Origin of the sequence: Sphingomonas sp. Ant H11, assembly GCF_000797515.1 — a bacterium.
Lineage (GTDB): Bacteria > Pseudomonadota > Alphaproteobacteria > Sphingomonadales > Sphingomonadaceae > Sphingomonas.
In genome coordinates, this window is sequence record NZ_JSBN01000071.1 from 31,253 (window position 1) to 50,567 (window position 19,315).

Annotated in this window: 17 protein-coding genes and 3 pseudogenes; 16 read left to right on the plus strand and 4 right to left on the minus strand. The window is 62.8% G+C overall.

Annotated features, from left to right (window positions below):
- The first annotated feature begins 183 nt into the window (after nt 1-183).
- From NW75_RS28300 to NW75_RS14350, 5 genes and pseudogenes are all read left to right on the plus strand, one after another.
- Nucleotides 184-957: a tyrosine-type recombinase/integrase gene (locus NW75_RS28300; protein ID WP_443024483.1), complete on the plus strand. Its 774-nt coding sequence runs from the start codon at nt 184-186 to the stop codon at nt 955-957.
- Nucleotides 951-1,867 (plus strand): annotated as a pseudogene (locus NW75_RS14335) (tyrosine-type recombinase/integrase). The gene NW75_RS28300 and the pseudogene NW75_RS14335 overlap by 7 nt, the downstream one beginning before the upstream one ends.
- Nucleotides 1,864-2,870 (plus strand): annotated as a pseudogene (locus NW75_RS27815) (tyrosine-type recombinase/integrase). Before NW75_RS14335 ends, NW75_RS27815 begins: the two co-directional pseudogenes overlap by 4 nt.
- A 49-nt stretch (nt 2,871-2,919) precedes the next feature.
- Nucleotides 2,920-4,764, plus strand: coding sequence for a strawberry notch C-terminal domain-containing protein (locus NW75_RS14345; RefSeq protein ID WP_033965852.1), 1,845 nt, complete (start codon nt 2,920-2,922; stop codon nt 4,762-4,764).
- A 147-nt stretch (nt 4,765-4,911) separates the two neighbouring features.
- Nucleotides 4,912-5,604 (plus strand): dienelactone hydrolase family protein, encoded by a 693-nt coding sequence (locus NW75_RS14350; RefSeq protein ID WP_010405814.1) that lies wholly within the window; start codon nt 4,912-4,914, stop codon nt 5,602-5,604.
- A gap of 43 nt (nt 5,605-5,647) precedes the next feature.
- On the opposite strand, the gene NW75_RS14355 is transcribed toward NW75_RS14350, so the two are convergent.
- Both NW75_RS14355 and NW75_RS14360 read right to left on the minus strand, forming a co-directional pair.
- The gene (locus NW75_RS14355) at nt 5,648-6,829 is read right to left on the minus strand and encodes a hypothetical protein (RefSeq protein WP_033965854.1); all 1,182 of its coding nucleotides are present in this window, start codon (nt 6,827-6,829) and stop codon (nt 5,648-5,650) included.
- Nucleotides 6,830-6,904: 75 nt separating this feature from the next.
- On the minus strand, nt 6,905-8,266 hold the full coding sequence (locus NW75_RS14360; protein ID WP_029622713.1) for a hypothetical protein: 1,362 nt from the start codon (nt 8,264-8,266) through the stop codon (nt 6,905-6,907).
- Nucleotides 8,267-8,589: 323 nt separating this feature from the next.
- On the opposite strand from NW75_RS14360, the pseudogene NW75_RS14365 reads away from it, so the two are divergent.
- From NW75_RS14365 to NW75_RS14385, 5 genes and pseudogenes are all read left to right on the plus strand, one after another.
- Nucleotides 8,590-10,689: pseudogene (locus tag NW75_RS14365) on the plus strand (ParB/RepB/Spo0J family partition protein).
- 129 nt (nt 10,690-10,818) lie between these two features.
- Complete coding sequence (locus NW75_RS14370; protein WP_010405810.1) at nt 10,819-11,772, plus strand: ArdC family protein; 954 nt, start codon at nt 10,819-10,821, stop codon at nt 11,770-11,772.
- Nucleotides 11,769-12,101 (plus strand): DUF5983 family protein, encoded by a 333-nt coding sequence (locus tag NW75_RS14375; RefSeq protein WP_231565220.1) that lies wholly within the window; start codon nt 11,769-11,771, stop codon nt 12,099-12,101. The genes NW75_RS14370 and NW75_RS14375 overlap by 4 nt, the downstream gene beginning before the upstream one ends.
- Nucleotides 12,102-12,131: 30 nt before the next feature.
- Nucleotides 12,132-12,740 (plus strand): DUF6927 domain-containing protein, encoded by a 609-nt coding sequence (locus NW75_RS14380; RefSeq protein ID WP_010405807.1) that lies wholly within the window; start codon nt 12,132-12,134, stop codon nt 12,738-12,740.
- A gap of 239 nt (nt 12,741-12,979) precedes the next feature.
- Nucleotides 12,980-13,495 (plus strand): thermonuclease family protein, encoded by a 516-nt coding sequence (locus NW75_RS14385; RefSeq protein WP_010405806.1) that lies wholly within the window; start codon nt 12,980-12,982, stop codon nt 13,493-13,495.
- Between the two features lie 15 nt (nt 13,496-13,510).
- On the opposite strand, the gene NW75_RS14390 is transcribed toward NW75_RS14385, so the two are convergent.
- A complete protein-coding gene (locus tag NW75_RS14390) occupies nt 13,511-13,999 on the minus strand; it encodes a hypothetical protein (RefSeq protein ID WP_010405804.1) in 489 nt (162 codons plus the stop codon).
- 81 nt (nt 14,000-14,080) lie between these two features.
- On the opposite strand from NW75_RS14390, the gene NW75_RS14395 reads away from it, so the two are divergent.
- The 6 genes from NW75_RS14395 (at nt 14,081) to NW75_RS27425 (ending at nt 18,463) form a co-directional block, all read left to right on the plus strand.
- The gene (locus NW75_RS14395) at nt 14,081-14,998 is read left to right on the plus strand and encodes a deazapurine DNA modification protein DpdA family protein (RefSeq protein WP_331386151.1); all 918 of its coding nucleotides are present in this window, start codon (nt 14,081-14,083) and stop codon (nt 14,996-14,998) included.
- Between the two features lie 520 nt (nt 14,999-15,518).
- Nucleotides 15,519-16,013, plus strand: coding sequence for a hypothetical protein (locus tag NW75_RS14400; protein ID WP_033965856.1), 495 nt, complete (start codon nt 15,519-15,521; stop codon nt 16,011-16,013).
- Between the two features lie 106 nt (nt 16,014-16,119).
- A complete protein-coding gene (locus tag NW75_RS14405) occupies nt 16,120-16,764 on the plus strand; it encodes a hypothetical protein (protein WP_010405799.1) in 645 nt (214 codons plus the stop codon).
- Between the two features lie 22 nt (nt 16,765-16,786).
- On the plus strand, nt 16,787-17,938 hold the full coding sequence (locus tag NW75_RS14410) for a phosphoadenosine phosphosulfate reductase domain-containing protein (protein WP_010405798.1): 1,152 nt from the start codon (nt 16,787-16,789) through the stop codon (nt 17,936-17,938).
- Nucleotides 17,935-18,258 carry a hypothetical protein gene (locus NW75_RS14415; RefSeq protein ID WP_010405796.1) on the plus strand — a complete coding sequence of 108 codons (324 nt, stop codon included), beginning with the start codon at nt 17,935-17,937 and terminating at the stop codon, nt 18,256-18,258. The genes NW75_RS14410 and NW75_RS14415 overlap by 4 nt, the downstream gene beginning before the upstream one ends.
- Before the next feature lie 76 nt (nt 18,259-18,334).
- Nucleotides 18,335-18,463, plus strand: a complete 129-nt coding sequence (locus NW75_RS27425) for a hypothetical protein (protein ID WP_269430337.1) — start codon at nt 18,335-18,337, stop codon at nt 18,461-18,463.
- Nucleotides 18,464-18,786: 323 nt separating this feature from the next.
- Here the strand turns inward: NW75_RS27425 and NW75_RS14420 are convergent.
- Nucleotides 18,787-19,315 (minus strand): DEAD/DEAH box helicase (locus tag NW75_RS14420; protein WP_443024484.1); only part of this gene is annotated, 529 nt, incomplete at its 5' end.

The following is a 19,315-nucleotide window of genomic DNA, read 5'->3' on the forward strand; positions in this document are numbered from 1 at the left end:
CGGCGGCGAGGCGCTCGGCACTTCGTCGAGTTCTTGCGCGACCGCGGTGTCATCCCTTCAGTCGAACTGGTGTCGGATGACGACCCGCACATGGCGGCATATCTGGCATGGCTCAAGCAACACCGCGGCGCGACCGATGAGACGATCCGGCGCTACCGGGCCGATATCAGGCGGCTCGCGCCTATGCTCGGCGAGCCTTCACAATGGGATGCAGCCGTCCTCAGACGGGCGTTTCAACAACGAAGCAAGGAGACGCCGGGTTCGGCATCACTGCTCGTCACGATAATACGGAGCTATATTCGGTTCCTGGTCGTGCAGGGTATTTGCCGTCCAGCTTTGTTGCACGCGATCCCATCAGTGCAACGCTACCGTCTTTCGACGCTGCCCCGGCACGTTAACCCGGCAACGATCGAGCAGATCATCGGCGCATGTCCGACTGATCGCCCGGTGGAAGTTCGGGACAAGGCCATCATTCTCCTGCTCGCCCGGCTTGGCCTGCGTGCCGGTGATATTCGGGATATGCACCTCGACGATATCGACTGGCGCTCGGGCCACCTGACGGTCAAGGGCAAGACGCGTCGGCCTGATCGCCTGCCATTGCCTCAGGACGTCGGTGACGCGATCCTGGACTACATTGCCACGGCGCGTCCCAAGACCGCCGATCCGCATCTGTTCGTGCGCGCGCAAGCCCCGTTCCGTTCGTTCCGCTCATCGGCGGAGATCGCCGGCATCGTTGCACGCACGCATGAGCGCGGCGGGATCGAAGGCGTGCCGACCGGATCGCACATTTTCCGGCATTCGCTTGCCACCAACTTGCTGCGCGCGGGCGCAGGGCTGGAGTCCGTTGGAACGATCCTGCGCCACAGCTCGCCCGAGACCACCGCCATCTACGCCAAGGTCGACCTGCCGATGCTCATGAAAATCGCGCAGCCATGGCCGGGAGAACCGTCATGCTGAGCACGCAGATTGCCAGATACGTCTCGCTGTATCGCAGCTTGGGGCGGAAGTTCTCGGAACAGGAACGACTGCTGCGCCAATACGCCGCTTTCGCTGAACGCTTCGGTGACCGGCACACCCGAGTGCAGCGCATCTACGACTGGTGCCACACGGCAAGCTCGCAAAACGTGGCTCGCCATAGGTACGACGCTGCTCGTAACTTCAGCCTTTTCGCTCATGCCGAGGACCCAGACAACGAAGTCCCGCCTGTCGGCGTTTTTTCGGCCGGGGGAAGCGGCCACGTCCCACTCCGACCATAATCGAAGCGGACCAGGTGCGGGCGATCATGGCGGCGGCATTGAACGTTCCGCCCCATGGCACGATTAGCCCATACACGTACCATTACCTGTTCGGCCTGCTCGCGGCGACAGGTCTCCGGATTTCCGAGGCTCTCGCGCTACAGTGCAACGATCTGGTCGAGGATGGGCTGGTCGTCCGCAACGGCAAGTTCGGCAAGCAGCGACTGATCGCCTTGCAGCCATCGACGCGCCAAGCACTCGAAGCCTACATTGCGATCCGCGCGAAGCACCCGGCCAAGTGTAATGACCTGTTCGTCACTATCCGGGGGCGGGCGCCGCACAAGGTGCGCGCCCACGTCGTGTTCGTCAGGTTGGCCCGGCTTCTCGGATATCGTGGAGCAACCGGTACGGCAGGCATGCGACTCCACGATCTGCGACATACGTTCGCTGTTCGCTCGCTTGAGTCCTGCCCGCGTGAGAGGGAGGCCATTGCCCACCACATGGCCGGTCTCAGTGTCTACCTGGGGCACGCGTCGATCGCCAACACGTACTGGTATCTCGAAGCCACGCCAGTGCTGCTGCGCGACATTGCGGCTGCAAGCGAGCAACTTTTTCAAGGAGAAGCGGCATGACGGCGCTTGCTCCCCATCTCTCGGCATATCTGCGGGAACATCTGCCGCGCGAACGCGCCGTCAGCCCGCACACGGTGAAGACCTATGCCAACTGCTTCGTCCTCCTCGTCCAGTTCGCTGCCGATCGGCTGAAGCGCCGACCGACCGATCTCGAGGTTGAGGATCTCGGCACAGACATGATCATGGCCTTCCTCGATCATGTGGAGATCGGCCGCGGCAGCTGCGTGCGGACCCGCAATGGCAGGCTCGCCGCGATCCGATCCTTCTTCCGATACATCGAGTACCGGATTCCAGCCTGCCTCGATCAGGCACTCCGTGTCAGAGCAATCCCGACCAAGAAGACAGACAAGGCGCTGATCGATTACCTCGACCGGGCCGAGATCAAGGCTTTGCTCGATACACCCGATCCCCCGGACACGCCTCGGCACCCGTGATCGCGCGATGCTGCATCTTACCTATGCTGGCGGACTGAGGGTGTCGGAACTCGTAACGCTGCAACTGGGCGATTTCCCGGACCGCTCCCTGTCCACCATGCACATCATGGGCAAAGGGCGACGTGAACGGGTCCTGCCGCTGTGGAAGGAGACCCAGATCGCATTGCGCGCATGGCTTGCGATCCGGCCTCAAGTTGAGGTCACCGAGATTTTCCTCAATGCCAACGGCAGCCGATGACCCGCGACGGATTTGCGTTCCGATTGGCCGAGCACGTCAAGACGGCAGCGACGAAGCAGCCGTCGATCCTTGGGAAGCGCGTCACACCCCACGTGCTTCGTCATTCTTGCGCGATGCACACGCTCGCGGCGACGGGGGGACATTCGCAAGGTCGCATTATGGCTCGGCCACGCCAGTATCCAGAGCACCGAGACCTACTTGCGCGCCGATCCCGAAGAGAAGCTGCAGATTCTCGCAGCCCACGGTGCCCCTGCGATCAAGCCGGGGGCGCTTCAAGCCGCCTTCCGACGCCTTGATCACAATGCTCACCGACGTTCGAAGGCGGGCCTGACCCGTCTTCGAACACTCCCTCTAACCCGCATATTATCTGGAGTGAAATCATGGAAAACCGAAGGAAACCTGCGTCTCTCGCCGCCACGCTCGACATAAACTGCGACTGCAAAGAATATGTCATAGATTATCTCGAGCGGGCGTTCCCCACCCGGCAGATGCGCGTCTTCACCGATGATACCGGCACCCCGCGGTCGGTCCCGATGGAGGACGAAGATGGCAACCCGGTCTACAATCCCGAGGCCGAGGCCGCGCGCGACCAACTCATCGAGCAGCTCTGCGCACTCCCGCCGATCATGTCCGCGCTGGACGGCCTCCTCGAGCATTTCGGTCACGACCGCGTCGCCGAAGTGACGGGGCGCACCAAGCGTCTGATTTCGTCGGCCGGCGGCCGCCAGAAGCTTGAGACCCGATCGACGCGGACCAGCCAAGCCGAGGCCGCGGCTTTCATGGAGGGCCGTAAACGGATGCTCGTCTTCTCGGATGCCGGGGGGACCGGGCGATCCTATCACGCGTCCAAGGACGTCGTGAACCAGGAGCAAAGGGTGCATCTCTTGCTCGAGCCAGGCTGGCGCGCCGATCGCGCGATCCAGGGTCTTGGCCGTACCCATCGGACGCACCAGGCCAGCACCCCGTTGTTCAGGCCGGTTACGACAGACTGCAAAGGCGAGCTTCGCTTTACGAGCACGATCGCTCGCCGGCTGGACAGCCTTGGAGCCCTCACACGCGGGCAGAGACAGACAGGCGGCCAGAACCTGTTCGATCCTGCCGACAATCTCGAGAGCGAATATGCCTGTGCGGCGCTCGTGAGCTGGTTCCACCTGTTGGTCGGGGGCAAGCTCACAAGCGTCAGCCATGCCGAATTCGAAAGCCGGACCGGCCTCGAATTATGCGACAAGGATGGGGTGATGAAGGACGAGCTGCCGCCTATTCAGCGATGGCTCAACCGCATCCTCGCTTTGCCGATCGGTTTGCAAAACAAGATCTTCGACGAGTTCCTCTCGCTCGTGGAGACCCGCGTCTCGGCCGCGCGCGAGGCGGGTCGCCTCGACGTCGGGGTCGAAACCATCCTTGTCGATAAGGCCACTCTGATCGAGGACACGTTGCTGCGCACTGATCCGGTCAGCGGTGCAACATCGCACTTGCTGACGATCGAGATCGAACATCGACGTGTGCCGGTCTCGCTCGAGCGGATCCTGCATATCGCCGACAACGACGCGACGGCCGAATTTCTTATCAATACCAAATCCGGAAAGGTGGCCCTCCAGACAAAGGCCCGCGCTCTCATGGAGGAGAAGGAGGGAACGCCGATCCCGCGCGTCGAGTTGATGCGGCCGACGCGGCGTGAATATATGCGCGAGCACGAGCTGTTCGAAAGCGCTTGGACCCTGCTCGACCGAGCTGTCTTTTCCGCGAAATGGCGCGAGGAGGCCGAGGAAGCGGCGAACAAGATCGACACCGAGACGGTTCGTCTCGCCACGGGCCTCCTGCTCCCGATCTGGTCCGCGCTGCCGAGTGATCATCTGGTCGTGAACCGCATCGCCGACAAGGCCGGCAATAGCTGGCTCGGTCGTCTCGTCTTCGACGAGCATGTCGTTCAGCTCTTCACCAAACTGGGCATCGACCGGGCGGAGAACCTGCCACCGCAGGACATCGTCAAATCCGCCTTTTCCGGCCGCGCCGTCGATCTCTCGCGACCCTTCCCGATGACCATCAGGCGTGCTCTGGTGAACGGTACCCCCCGGATTGAGCTGGTCGGCGCGCCGTCACAACAGATCCCATGGCTCAAGTCGATCGGCTGCTTTACCGAAGTTATCCAGTACCGCACCCGCGTCTTCCTTCCAGTGCCGACCGCGACGGAAATTCTCACTTGTGTCATGTCCGCAGGCGGCTGATCCATGAGACGGCAGCGACTTTCCGCTTTCCCGAGCCTCTCGCATCCCTAAGAAATAAGTCCACCGGCGCTGGCAGTTCGCCCGACCAACTCAGGACTAAAGATGATGGCTCATGAGCAGGCAATAATCACGACTCGCAGCGGCGAAATGTCGGTCGACCTGTTTACGGCTGACGATGGGACCCCGGCACCCGCCATCATATTTTACATGGACGCCGGCAGCATCCGGCCGGCTACGCTCGCGATGGCGGCGCGCTTATCGGAAGCGGGCTTCGTCGTGCTGCTGCCTGATCTTTTCTATCGCTATGGGCCTTATGGCCCGCTTGACCCCAAGGAGGTGTTCAAGGGCGATGTAAAGGCGATCCTTGGCCCACTCATGGCAACGACAGGTAATGCGAGGTCCGCTGAGGACACCGATGCGCTCCTCGCTTTTCTCGACAGCCGCACGGAGGTCGCGGGTGTTAAGGTCGGCGCCGTCGGCTTCTGCATGGGAGGCGGTATGGCCATCGCAGCAGCTGGCACCCGACCCGATCGCTTCGCCGCGGTCGCGAGCTTCCACGGCGGCAATCTGGCAACCGAGGCCCCCGACAGCCCACACTCCTATGCAACCCGCCTGGACGCGGAACTCTACATCGCTGTGGCCGAGAATGACGGCAGTTATCCGCCCGCGATGGCGGAGCAATTCGAGCACGCTCTGAACGAGGCAGGCGTCAGCTATCGCAGCGAGACATACCCTGCCGCGCACGGATGGATGAAGCCCGACTTCCCCGTCTATGACGAGACGGCGGCAGAGCACGGTTGGCGTGAAATGCTGGCTTTCTTCCGTCGAACCCTTCGGTGACGGTTTGCGCTTTCGTGCGTCGAGTGGCTCTAATAGCTCGCCATCAGCCAATCTGCTTGGGTGCTTCTGGTTGGTCCGTGGCCAATCGATCCTCCTCGCTTCGAGCAGGATCAGTATCCTCACCGCAATGAGCCGCAACTGCGGGGGGAGTCTCGCGGCGGCGACGCAATCTCGCGACGCTTATGCCTACCAGGTGCCGGGCGCGTTTGCCGACCTGCAAGAGGCGCTTGGCGGCCTTGGTGAGATCGTCGGCCACGGCTGAAATCGCCTTCCCGAATTTGATCGAGAGCGCGAGCACGAGAATATACGGCCAGAGTTGTTGCTGCAGTTTCCGGCTGTTCTGCTGGATCGGGGTGGGCGTCTTGTTGTCCTTAGCCGCCTGAAGATCGCGCGCGAACTTCGCTCGGGTGCGCGCCCGATTCTGTTCCTCTGCCTGCCAGGCATCAAGTGTTTTCAGGCCCTCTGCGGTCCGATCGTCCCGGCTAGCACACCAGCTCAGCTGTCCGAGCAGAACGACTGCGTGTTCCGATTGGACGCTGATAAACGGCTCGGCAATCGCGCGCTCATGGGCATCAGACATGCTGTCGAAAATCTGGCGGTCATGGGCGATATTGCGCGCCAGTGCCGCTTTCAGCATTGCCTCATCACCACCCTTAGACAATTGCCCAAGGGCGGTCTTCAGCCTGTCGAATGCACCGAGCGAGAGGCTGCTATCTTCCGCAAGCCTGTCGACATACGCCAATCCGGCCCGGCAAAAGCGATCCTCCGCGCGAGCGAGTGCGACCGGGTCCTCAGTGAGGGGAATCGCGAATTCGCCGAACACCGCTTTGATCGCTCTGGCATGCTCGCTATGCGCCCCGCAGCCCGGCGTCGTGCTCCCCTCGCAGACCTCGCCGAGGCTGCGCACGGACGCAAACCAGTCGAACCGCGCCGATAAAAGGGCTGCCGGCGTCGGCTGAAGTTCAACGTTCGGCTGCGGATTGGCGCGCGCACGCCACGCCTCCTCTGTGGCCGTCCGATTGGCTTCGATCTTGAGCAGGGTCCGATTGATGTCGTTGCTGAGGAAAAGCAGCACGATGCCAAGCGCCGCCAGTGGATAATAGACAACGTCGGCCCAGCGCCACAGCCACAGCTTCGGCTTTGTCCAGCCCCACGCACCGACGCCCAGGAACGCGGTCGCCGAGAGCACGAGCAGGAACACGTCTTCCGCGCTCAACATCTCCACCGCGCCGATCCGGACTGGACGCCCCGAACCACAACATGGTTGGCTGAGAGGAAAGGCATCAAAGGCCTCCGCAAATCATGGCAGGTACCAATCGTCGTCCTCCCACGGCTGCTCGATAAGACCACTCTCCATGGCTTCGCGAAAATCCACCGACGCCGCCAAACTGGGGTCATCGAGCCATTCGAGAATCGACTTCACGATGATCGGACGCGTTGCTTCCGACGCCCGATAGGCGAAATCATCGAAGAAGGATTCTATGAAATCCTCAACCGCAGTACCATCGGCCCAAATATCCGGCATGTCCGTCATAACAACGGATCGAGCGTAGCGCTGGACAGTGTCCGGGTCAGTCAAGCTCCTAACTCTATTCGCCAGGAACTTGCCAAAGCGGGCTTCGCGGTTTGAGATCGGCCTGGCGTCAATCCCCTGCCTCTCGAGAAACGAACCCATGGAGACCACATGATCCTCAAGCGCGTTCCGCACGGCCGCCTGTCCTTCCGGAGGCCGTAGAGCCTGACCGATACGGACCAGACGCTCTGCTCGGGCGGCTTCTTCATGCGCAACTTTACGTCTGAGGCGGGAGGCATAGGCATCGGGCATCCACCGGCCAAAAACCGTGTCGATCGAATACCGCGCCACAGGGACGCGGCTGGCCTTGGCTCCGACGATAAACGGATCATCCTGCATATCCTCGGGCAGGGCGCTCCTGAGATTAAACCCGAATCCCTTGGTTTCAGGGCTGGCATGGCTGACCCCCGACGAGCCCGCCAGCGCAGCAGCGAGCTGTTCGCGATGCTCGGGTTCGATGTGGAATGCATTGAAGGTGAAGAGTCGGTGGACCGGCGGCTTGTGACAAAGGACACCGGTCATGATGAAATCGCGCAAGGAAGCAATTCCGCTGGTCGGCTTGGTACGGCTGACATCAGCGGCTTTGGCGAAAGCGGCCGCGACATAGGAGGATAGCGCGTCGTGCCGTCCCGCAAAGCGCACCATCAACTCGTGCCGGCTACTGCCCGGATTCGCCGAACCCACAAACCACATTGGTTGGGTCGTGTGCAGAAAACGGTAGAGCTTGGTGTGGAAGTGGACCGGCTTGCTGTCGACGATTGAAACAATAGGGTCGACGAAGCGCAGATCGATCAAAGCCTTCCTCAGCCGGCGCATGTCCTCCCACGTCTTAGGAATGGATGAGGCAGCGTCGAGGCCAACTGCGATCCTAATCCGGCAGGTCCGCCGCTTTGCCGGGGGTACATTTCGACAGAGCGCGATAAGCGGTTCAACACTGTAGAAGCCGCCGAGTATTGTAATCTCGGTCGCCGTCTTCGCTGCTTCATTCAGCGCATCGCCAAGATGTTCGTATTCGACGTCGTCAGCGAGATCGATCAGGTCGGGACGACCGACAAAAATGATGGGTGATAGTCCGCGTCTGCCCGTCATCCGCGGCTCCCCCATCGGTTGATGACCAGCTTAGGATTTGAGGGGGACACCAAGCAAGACCGAAACGAAGTTCAGTACTTCGAGCGCTACATCCAACGCGTCGGGTTTTAGGCAGGTCGCCCCAACGCGATGACGGCGACCTTAGGCGGGTTCGCAACACCTTTCCCCATTAGTCTGGCCGCTGGTTCCGACCGCTACGCGCGGGTTCGCTGACGCATGACCCATGGGGGCCTTCGGCATCGTCTCAAGGCACCCTGGGAAAGAGGGAAGGGGGATCGGGAGTGGTGTCCGGGATGTGCCGGATGCCAGAAGGAGTTACTCCAGTGATCCAGACCATGAAGCTCAACAAGCTCCGTCTCTCGCCAATCAATGTCCGCCGACTGCCCGAAGAAAAGCTGCAGATTCCGCAGATGGCGGCCGATATCGAGCGCGAGGCGTTCTCCAGAACCTGCTCGTCACGCCGGCCAAAAAACCACGCGGCACCTTTGAGGTGTTCGATGGTGGCCGCCGCCTTCGCGCGCTTCAGCGTCTCGCCGACGCAGGCACGATCAAGGCCGACGACTATGACGTGCCCGTGATGGTGCTTCAGGCCGATGAGGCGACGCTCTCCGAAACCTCGACGGCGACCAACTTCCAGCAGCTCAAAATGACGCCGGCCGAGGAATGCCGCGCGTTCCAGCACTTCATCGGAACGAGTGGCGATATTGATGCTGTCGCCAAGCGATTCGGCGTCACGCGTCGTTTCGTCGAAGGACGCCTCCGTCTCGCCGCCCTTGCCGAGCCGATCTTCGAAGCCTTGAGCTCCGGTGAAATCACCCTCGACGTCGCCAAGGCCTATGCGTCGACCGAGAACCAGGAGAAGCAGCTTCTGGTCTGGAACAACTACCAGAACAGCTATGTGAACGCTGACACGATTCGTCGCGTCATCGCCAACGAGACCCTGAAGGCGAATGACCCGATCGCCATTCTGGTCGGCGAGACCCGCTATATTGACGCGGGGGGCAAGATCGATGGCGACCTGTTCACCGACGGCAACGACCGGTGGGTCGATCCCGAGATCGCGCATCGGCTCGCCGGCGAGATCATGGAAGCCGAGGCCAAGCGCGTCGGCGAGGAGACCGGTCTTGCATGGATCCGACCGATCGCCAGCAACTACGCGCATAATGCGGCGCACGGTCTCTATCGGGCCATCCTTCGCCAGCCCGACCTGACTGAGGAACAGGCGCTTCGCCTGACCGCAATCGACGAGCGGCGTTCCGAGCTCGAAACCGAGATGCAGGACGAGTCTCTCCTCGAAGAAGACTTCAAGTTGCTCGACCAGGAAGATGATCGCCTGATCCAGGAGGCCGAGGCGATCGAGAACCGCGCACCCGTTCTCCCGGACGAACTGAAAGCGCATGTCGGCGCGTTCCTGCTCCTCACGCCGCAGGGTGCGATGGTACTCGACACCCAATATTACAGCGAGCAGCAGATCCTCAGCGAGGAGCCCGCTGACGACGAGGGCAGCGAGGGCGAGGATGGCGAACGGTCGTCAGGTGGTTTCCGCATCGGCGGCCCCAAGCCGTCCGAGCCGAGCCATCGCCCCGAGGCCGTGGCGCCGGGGGGCAAGCCGCTCAGCTCCCGCCTCTATGACGAACTGGCGATGCAACGCCGTGACATTCTCGCGTCCTGCCTCCTCGCCCAGCCCGCACTGGCGCTCGACTATGGGTTGTTCGTGATGGTCGATGCCCGGACCAAGACGTCGAGCCGCTACACCTACAACTCGACGAAATACGGAACCACGATCCGCGCGAGCGGGCCGCAGGACCCGAACACCGGCGACATGCCCACGTCGCGCGCGCGGGACTATCTGGCGGAGGCTCATGAAAGTCTCGACGCGGGCTGGACCGAGCACGAAAACGAAGTCGAACGCTTCGAGGGCTTCCGGGCGCTCGACGATGACAGCAAGGCTAACTGGCTTGCCTACATCGTGGCGATCTCGCTCGAGGCGAAGCCGGGCATCAGCAACGAGCAGATCCCCCTTCACAACCGACTGGCATCGATCCTCGAAATCGATGTCGCCAGCTGGTGGCGCCCGACGTCGGAGAACTTCTTCGACCGGGTGAACAAGGGCAGTATCCTCAGCCTTCTCGACGAAGTGGGCGGGCCCGCGCTCAGCGGCCGGCATGCCTCGCTCAAAAAAGACCGAGATCTCAGCGAGCTGCGAGAAGCTCTTCGCAGGCGACACAATCGTCGAAGCTGAGGTCAAGGAAGCGGCCCTCGCCTGGGTACCAAACGCGATGCGGTTCCTCGACAGGCAGCCCGAGGACGTCGTCATCGAGGCCGATGAGGCAGAACATGACGAAGACGATTCGGGCGGTGTTGCCGACGCGGCCGCTGACTCGTCCCAGGCTGGCGACGAGGTGCTCGAACCCGCTGCCTGACCGCTGAGCGGGGCGGGGCCGGCGGCGTGCCGGCGGTTCCCGCCCCATCACTCGTCCTCCTGCTGGGCACCAGTCCGCCGATGCACAGCACCGGCGGCCCCTTGTGCCCGTTTTCCGGAGCTGATCGTCATGTCCGCTACAGCGAAACCGAGCCGCGATGTCGCGGCAGAGATCACCAACCTTATCATCAAGAAGCTCGAGGAGGGCGTTCCGCCCTGGAGTCGTCCCTGGCGCGTCCAGGGAAGCGGTGGCCGGCCGCTCCGTCATTGCGGCACGCCCTATACTGGCATCAACACTTTTTACCTCTGGGCGATCGGCGACGCGCAAGGGTACCGGTCGCGCTACTGGATGACGTACCGCCAGGCCGAGGCGCTCGGTGGCCATGTCCGCCGCGGTGAGGTCGGCTCACTGTCGGTCTATTATTCAAGCTTCAAGAAGACCGAGGCGAACCCTGTCACTGGTGCCGAAAAGGAGCGAAGCATTCGCTTCCTGCGCCACTACATCGTCTTCAACGCCGACCAGATCGACGGCCTTCCAGCTCATTACTATCCGGCGATCGAAGATCCGGCGCCGATCGATCCTTCGCAGCATCAGGCGGCGATCGATGCCTTCTTCGAGGTAATCCCAGCCGAGGTCCGGCATGGCGGGGATCAGGCCTTTTTCACGCCCACCCTCGACTACATCCAGATGCCGCATCAGCGGACCTTTCGGACGATGGACCATTACGCATCGGTCCGGGCGCACGAGACCACCCATTGGACCGGCGGCACCAAGCGCCTGGCGCGCACTTTCGGGAAACGGTTCGGCGACAAAGCCTATAGTTTCGAGGAACTGGTTGCCGAGATCGGCAGCGGTTTGGTCTGCGCCCATCTCGGTCTCCCGAACGAGCTGCATGACAGTCATGCCAGCTATGTCGGCCACTGGCTGGGTATCCTGCGCGGCGACAAGACCGCCATCATCCACGCGGCGTCCAAGGCCGAGCAGGCATTCAACTACATGATCGCCTTCGGGGCCGATCCCGCCGCAGCCTCGCCGTCCGAGGCATCGGCCGAGGGCGATGAGCTTTTGGCAGAAGCAGCTTGAAGGAGGCTGGCATGACTCTCGAAATCCAAATGCTCGCATGTCTTTCAACCGGACATGTCGATGAGCAAACCGCGCGCGAACTCGATGCTCTTGTCGAAAACCCTCTTCCGACAGCAGCCCGCGACGTCCCCGACATATGGCAGGGCCAGATCGTCGCCGAGCGCTGGCAGCAATATGGATGGTTCGTGTGGGTCCGATCCCCGGGCCGCGACGCCATGCCGTCCTCGCTGCGCGCCTGCCTCACGCTCGCTGAGGCCGCGGGCGCCACGTGGATCCAGTTCGACCGCTACTGCGCGCCGATCGACGCGCTGCAGGTCCACGACTGGTAGTTTTCAAAGCTTATACCAAGGAGACCCGGCATGGGCTGGCTCACAATGTCGCGTTACCACATGGGCGGCCACGCGACCGCCAAGGCGTATCTCGATGCACAGTTCACCTACAGCCGTGACGTGGACGGCGTCGTCAAAGGGTTGAAGCTGCTAGCCTCATCCTGCCCGCAGAACCGGACGTATTACGCCGCCGCCCAGGTCACGGTCGATGGCGTTGGCGGAGAGGTCTTTGCGATCGTCTGTAAGGTGATCTGGAATCCCAAGAGCAAGACCGGCGAGCATTTCGGTTACAAGGACATGGATGAATCGATGGGACCGTGTGAGGACAACTGTCCTGCTCAAATCCTCGATCTCCTGACCCCGACCGACAAGGAGCACGCGCTCGACTGGCGCCGGCGCTGTCGCACCAATCTCGAGCGGCGTGCCCGTAAGATCGAAGACGGCGACCGCATCCAGCTCGCCGCAGCCCTAACATTCACGGACGGCCATGTCGGGGACGAATTCATCGTGGTGAGACGCGGGCGGCGGCTGAGCTTTCGGGACCCCGAGACCAGCATCGGCTATGCAATCAGCCGCTTCATGGAACGAGAATGGACGGTCGTTCCGGTGACCAAAGTCCATAAGACGATATTTGCCTGAGGCCGCGCGTCGGGGCCATGATGTCTGTGAAAAGGATTCGACATGTTTGCCCCAGCACCTTGGCTGTCGCCCAAACGCTACCTCCTGTGCAGCCGTGAAAATGCGCACCGCGTTGCATCCCGGCTTTTTGATGCGCAGCCTGGCCGCGTCAGCATCGTTCGTACCGGAAATCCGTTGCAACCATTTCACGTCTCAACTTCGCCATCGCGCGATGCACATGTCGAGGTTGAGATCGTGTCATGATGCGAGCGATGGTTCTCGCCGCGCTCGTCTTTGCCTGCTGCGGGGCGTCGGCCCAAGTGGCCGCTGACCAGAGCTTCAACGCCAAAGCGCGCGCGCTAGACGGCGACACCGTCGCTGTCGACTTCCGTCTTCTCGGCGTCGACGCCTTCGAACGCCGCCAGCAGTGCGAACGCCGCGGTGACTGCTGGCAGTGCGGAAAGGCGGCGCAGGACTTCGTCGCGAACTTGCTTCGTTCGAAGACGGCCGAAATCAGACTCACCTCATCAAGCACATACGGCCGCCCTGTGGCCACGGTGACCGTCGAAGGCAGCGACCTTGGAGAACGCCTGATTCGTGCCGGGCTCGCCGTCCCCGAGGCCCAATATCTTCGCAGTCCCCGCCGTGCCGCACGCTACGCCGCCGCCTTTTCCCAAGCCAAAGATGCAAGGGCAGGGGCTTTAGCCGGACACTGGATCGAGCCTTCCAATTGGCGGCGTGGAGAGCGTCTTCAGTGCGAGCGCCGATCAGATTGACCTGTCCGTCTGACCTCACGCCGTCAGCGAGGGATCGGCCCACCAGGAAGGCCCCTGTTCAAACTCGGCGTCGAGCTTGACCAACGGTCCGTCGGGAGCGTCCGCCACATAAGGCTTGGCGAGCGGCATGCACCGACCCTTCATCCGTCGAATTTCGCCCGCCACGCGTCCACGACGCTCCAGCAGATCTTCCAGCCATTCGAGGTCGTCGAGCATGTCGACCACACCCCGACCCGCAAGACAGAAATAGATACAGCGCTGGAAATCGTCCGCGCCGTCATTGGCGAGTATCTCGGCGAGCTTTCGCTTGGCCGCTAGGTCGCCCTCGTGCGTCCAGGCGATCGCCTCACGAAGCTCACGAACCGAGTAATAGGCATCCTCAACGTCCATGCCGATGGCTGCGTTCGCGATCATGCGACGTGTCGGCCGGTTGTCGGCATCCAAGGCGGCGTCTCGCAGCGTGATGTCGAGATCAAATCGATCGTGAAAAACGGTCTTCTTCATCGCAAGTCTCCAGCGAGCGGGAACGTAACATGAACACGTGCGGCGGTCAAGCGCATGACTGCTCACCTCCGGAGGGCCATCATGCCGATCGACATCATCGTTGGGCTTCCGCATCTCCGCGAGGGTCCCATCCTCCAGCGCGCCCGGGCGCTGCGGACCACCGCTCTCATTTCGGCCAACGGCCTCTCCCGCTGGGTTGCCAAAAGAGGTTGGCGTGAATGGAGCGGTTGGCGCACCGAACAGCTCGGCAACGCGGGCGACCTTGCCGGTCTCTGTCTCGATTCTGCCGGCTTTGTCGCTGCCTCGCGCTACGGTGGTTTCCCATGGACGCTGGCCGACTATGTCGCTCTTGCAGCGGCGCACCCCTTCCAATGGTGGGCAAGCGCTGACTATTGCGTCGAGCACGAAATCGCCGCCGATCGCGAAGAAGTGACGGATCGCTTGTCGCGCACCATCCGCGCCAATCGCGACTGCTGGCGGCTTGCCAGCGACCACGGCATCGCCGAAAGCATGATGCCGGTCATTCAAGGCCGCACTCCGACCGACTATGAGCGCTGTGCCGACGCGCTGAGCGGGTTGTTTCGCCCGGGAGCGCTGCTGGGCGTCGGCAGCATGTGCCGACGCGATATCCATGGTCCCGAAGGCCTGATCGCGGTGATCGACCACCTTGATCGCGTCCTGCCAGCAGGAATCCGGCTGCATGCATTTGGGGTCAAAGGGACTGCGCTCCCGTTTTTGCTTCCCTATCGCCACCGCGTCGCATCGATCGACAGCCAGGCTTACGGCGTCGGCGCGCGGCGCGCAGCGTTGCGCGGTGGCACCAGCAAGACCGACGCGTTCGTCGCCAATCATCTCGAGCAATGGGTCGATGCGCAGCGCGCTCGGTTGAAAGAGGGGCCTCGCCAGCTTCCTCAGATCCGGCCAGCCCGCCTCAGCCCGCTACCCGTCGACCGTGGGAGGCGGCCATCGCTCAAGCGCGCGCTGAAATCCGGGACCTGATCGAAGCTGGAGAGCTCGACCATGACGAGCTGACTGCGCCGTGGATCGAGCAATGGGCGGCTGACATCTACCGGGACCTTCTCGCCGGCTGAGAGGGAAGGGGGGCTTTGAGGTCCGATCAGGGAGTGGTCGAAGCTGCTCTCTTGCGCCGAGGAGCTGCCCGCGATGGCCAACACTTTCTACCAAGATCACCATGTCCACCCGCTGATGGGCGCAACCCGGTGAGTCCGCGGTCGACCAAGGCCGAGGTGCGCAATCCGGTCCTGGCTTTACCAGCCGTGGCGCGTTTGCGGGCGCTCAGTCCCGAGGCGCGTCAGGCGCTCCGGGACATACTGCTCGACATCCATCGCGACGCCCGCGTGCGCGCAGAGAGTAGCTGGCGAAGCGGAAAGCCACCGATCGCAGCCTATTGGGCCGCCTGCGGCGTCTACGCCGGCCACATCGCGCGCTCGATCGGCCCGGACTCACACCCGCGGCTTCGTGCGAACCGGTCAACAGCATCCCAAGAGGAGATCACACCATGTTGATCGAACTGCACAAGCTCAGGATCATCAAGGCCCTCTCGGAAGAGACGCCATGCTACACCGCAGAGATATGGATAGACGGTGCGCTCGCCTTCCACGCGAGTAATCGCGGCCATGGCGGCGCGGACGACTATCGCCAGGTCAGCGCGATCACCGAGGCCGAGGTCAATAGCTGGCTCAGGGTCAACCGACCGACGCGCTCGTTCCACGGCATGTCGTTTGAGCCGGATCTCGAACACGAGATAGCGCGCCTGATGGACGAAGTCGAGCATCTCGGGCTGCTTCGGCGGCGCAAGCGCACCAACGTCATCACGATCGAGGACGGGGAGGTCTATACCTATCCGTTGAAAGGCCGGCCCGCGGCAACGCTCATCGCTGCAATACGGGCCAAAAAACCGGACATCGAGATCGTAAACGAGACCGGCGAGGCCGGTCTTGCACGGGCCGTGCGGGTCCTGCTGGCAAAGGCATCGGATCACCAAGAAGGGTGACGCGCGCTCTGCCGGACGCTCCTGGCCGATGGCCAGCGATCGATTGAAAAGGGGAGGGGGAGGGGCCGGGCGAGCGGATTTGCGCTCGAGACCGGAGGCCCACCCCATGCACTATGATGTCGCAATGCGTCACCAACAGGCGCTTGATCCCAGCGCACTGACCACCATCGCCGCCGCGCTCCACGCGATTGATGCGGCCATCACCGACTGCCGCAACGCCGGCAAGGACAGTGAAACGGACCCGGCCGTTATCCTTCTCGCACGCCACCTGGGCGGCGTCTGCGCTCGCGCTGCAGACGACACGATCCTGCGCCGGACCTGTATTGACCAGATCGCAAAGATCCGCCGGCATCCCGTTTTGCGCACGCTCGCTTATCGCGGCGTCGGCTATGACGAGGCAGCCAAGCGCGTCTTTCATGCAGAAGGCCGGGCTGCGATGCGCCGCCTCGCCGAGGCCTTGGAACTAGACGAGCGCAGCTTCGACATTCGCTCGAACAAAGCCGGACCTGCCGTCTCTGGCGAGATCACGCTGCACGGCGAGGAAGTCTGGGTCCGGCTTTCGCTCGGTTGCATGGGGCCGGATACCGAAGTTGCCTTCCGCCAGGTACGCGGTCGCGACGATCACTGCGGTGACCGCAATCGGTGGGCATCCATCAACGAGCTGCTGGCACCCGACCGCTTCGCCGCACGTCTTCGGCGCGAATTGCGCCTGGCCGCCCCAACTAGCCAATCGGCGCGGCTCTTCGCCTGATCCCCACCGCAGGAGCATTACGATGGCCGTTTATCAGTCCGTACCGGCCTGCCCGGCTGTGCCGCCGATCCTTTCTGCGATGCCCAATCTGGCAAACGACTCGGAGATCATCGGTGCGATCCGCGCTGGCGCCCGGATCGTCTTCAATGTTTCAGGCGGCAAGGATTCCAGTGCGGCCATGTTCGCGGTCAATCTCTACCTTGACCTTCTCGGGCATCCGCGCGCGCGACGCATGGCTATTCACGCCGATCTAGGCCGGGCCGAATGGGCATCTACACCCGCAACGGTGGCGCACATCGCCGCGCTCGCGGGCATGCCGCTCACCGTTGTTCGACGGGCGGCCGGCGACCTCGTCGACCGCTGGATCCAGCGCTTCGAAAACGCCAAGCGGCGCTATGAAGCGCTGGAAACCTATAACCTTATAGGCCCCTGGTCTTCGGCCTCACTTCGGTTCTGCCAGTCGGAGATGAAGGCGGCAGTCATCGGCCCGGCGGTGGCGCGGATGTTTCCCGGTGAACGCATCATCTCGGTGCTCGGTCTTCGCCGCGACGAGAGTCACAACCGCTCCGCGATACCCGTCGCCAAGGCAGATCACCGTCATGCCAAGGCCGGAAACCGCCAGGGGACGATCATGTCGCTCTGGCATCCGCTCGCCGACTGGACGGCCGGCGACGTGTTCCGCGCGCACCAGCTCCTCGGCATCCCGCTGCACGAGGCGTATACCGAGTGGGGCTCGACCCGCTTGTCATGCCGATACTGCATATTTGCCTCGCTCCACGACCTCCAGGCTTCAACCGCAGCGCCGCCGAATGGCGAAATCTACCGCGAGCTGGTTGGCATCGAGGCACGCTCGACCTTCCCGTTCCAACCGACACGATGGCTGGCCGACGTCGCACCGCACCTGCTCGGTCGCGCCCTTCACTCAGACATAGTCCGCGCCAAGGCCGACCAGGCGGAGCGTCGGCGCATCGAGGCCGCAATGCCGGCGGGCCTGCGCTATGTTGCCGGCTGGCCGCCACGCCTTCCGACACGCCCCGAGGCCGAGGACATCGCAGCGGCACGGCGCCCGATCCTTGCGCGCCACCGTCTCGAAGATCGCTATTCGTCAGTTACCACCATTTTGGACCGATTCTCAGAATTGATGGCGATTGGCGCCCGAAAGCGCGCCGCTTGATCAGATTCACGGCGAAAATCCGCCGCTTCGAAATCTCGGCATCGATTGATCCCGTTGCCCCGCTTGGCTGGCGCTTCTGGACGCTTGCCGGTTTCCCTGGCGATCCGGTCGAGCCACGGCCCTATGGCGGCTCGCGCTGCCTGCCGCTCGCGATCGTCGACATCGCGGGCCAGCCTCGTTGGCTCTGCGCGATGGAGTTGGACCGCTCGCTCTGGCTCTTCGGCAGCCACGATCTTTTCCCCTGCACGGAACAGGGCGGGGCCGACGCATTCGCTCAAGCCATCATCGATCAGCTTAGGCACCAGGCCAGGCTGCTCTGACAGGGACCCCAATCATGGAAACCACCCGCAGCCTGTGCTGGCGGGAACGTCGCGCCCCACGCCCTTCACCTTTCTCATGATCGAGCTTGCCTCTGGCGAAGGGTGCGAGGGCGTGGCGGAGGCCGCGCGCCGGCTCGAGTTGGCGACGGGCGACATCCAGGGCGCCGCCGAGGCCATCCAACGCGCGGGATCGCCCGCGCGCTGACAAGAGGAGGGGGGCTGAAGAGGCGGCGATTTGCCGCCTTTCAAGCCCGAGGCCTCCCAATGTCTGTCCTGACTCCCCACCGACCCGCCGATTTGCCGAGGCAGCCCGACAGGCTCCTGGCTGGCGCACCGGCGCCGATCGTCCTCGCCTATGGCATCGGCGTCGATTCCACCGCGCTGTCTGTGGAGAATCGATAAGCGCATATGACGTTGACGGTTGCGGGCGGCGTCCGGCGACCGTCGAGAACCATTAATCTCATTCGCAGAATCGGTTCTCGATTCGCCGGCGGCTTCCGAGAATCGATAAATGATTCCACCCCCAGATTACTCGATGCTGTAGCCGAGCGCGCGATATCCGGCCTGGCGCTTGGCGGCCATGCGCGAGAGCATCGGGACCGCATCGTCGATATAGTCATAGACGAGCACGTCAGTTTTCCCCGCGTGCCGGCGATGCAGGCGCCCTACATACTGGGCGAGCGTCCCTTTCCAGGAGATCGGCATGGTCAGGAACAGCGTGTCGAGACGGTCGTCATCGAACCCTTCGCCGATGTAGCGGCCCGTTGCGAGAATAAGCCGCTCCTCGCTGTCAGGCACACGCAGTGCGGCGTCCGCTACCTTGCGTTCCGCCGCGCTCATTCCACCCCGCAACACCACGAGGTTCCGCACGAACCGGGATAACCGGCCCTGCAGATATTCGAGATGGTCCTTGCGCTCTGTCAGGATTACCGGCGACCGCTTCGCCTCCAAGGCACGCAGCACGTCATCGAAGATAAGATCGTTTCGGGCCACGTCCTGCGCCAGCGCGGCATAAACCGCCGGCATCGGCGGTCTGTCCATGATCGCGAGCGGCTGC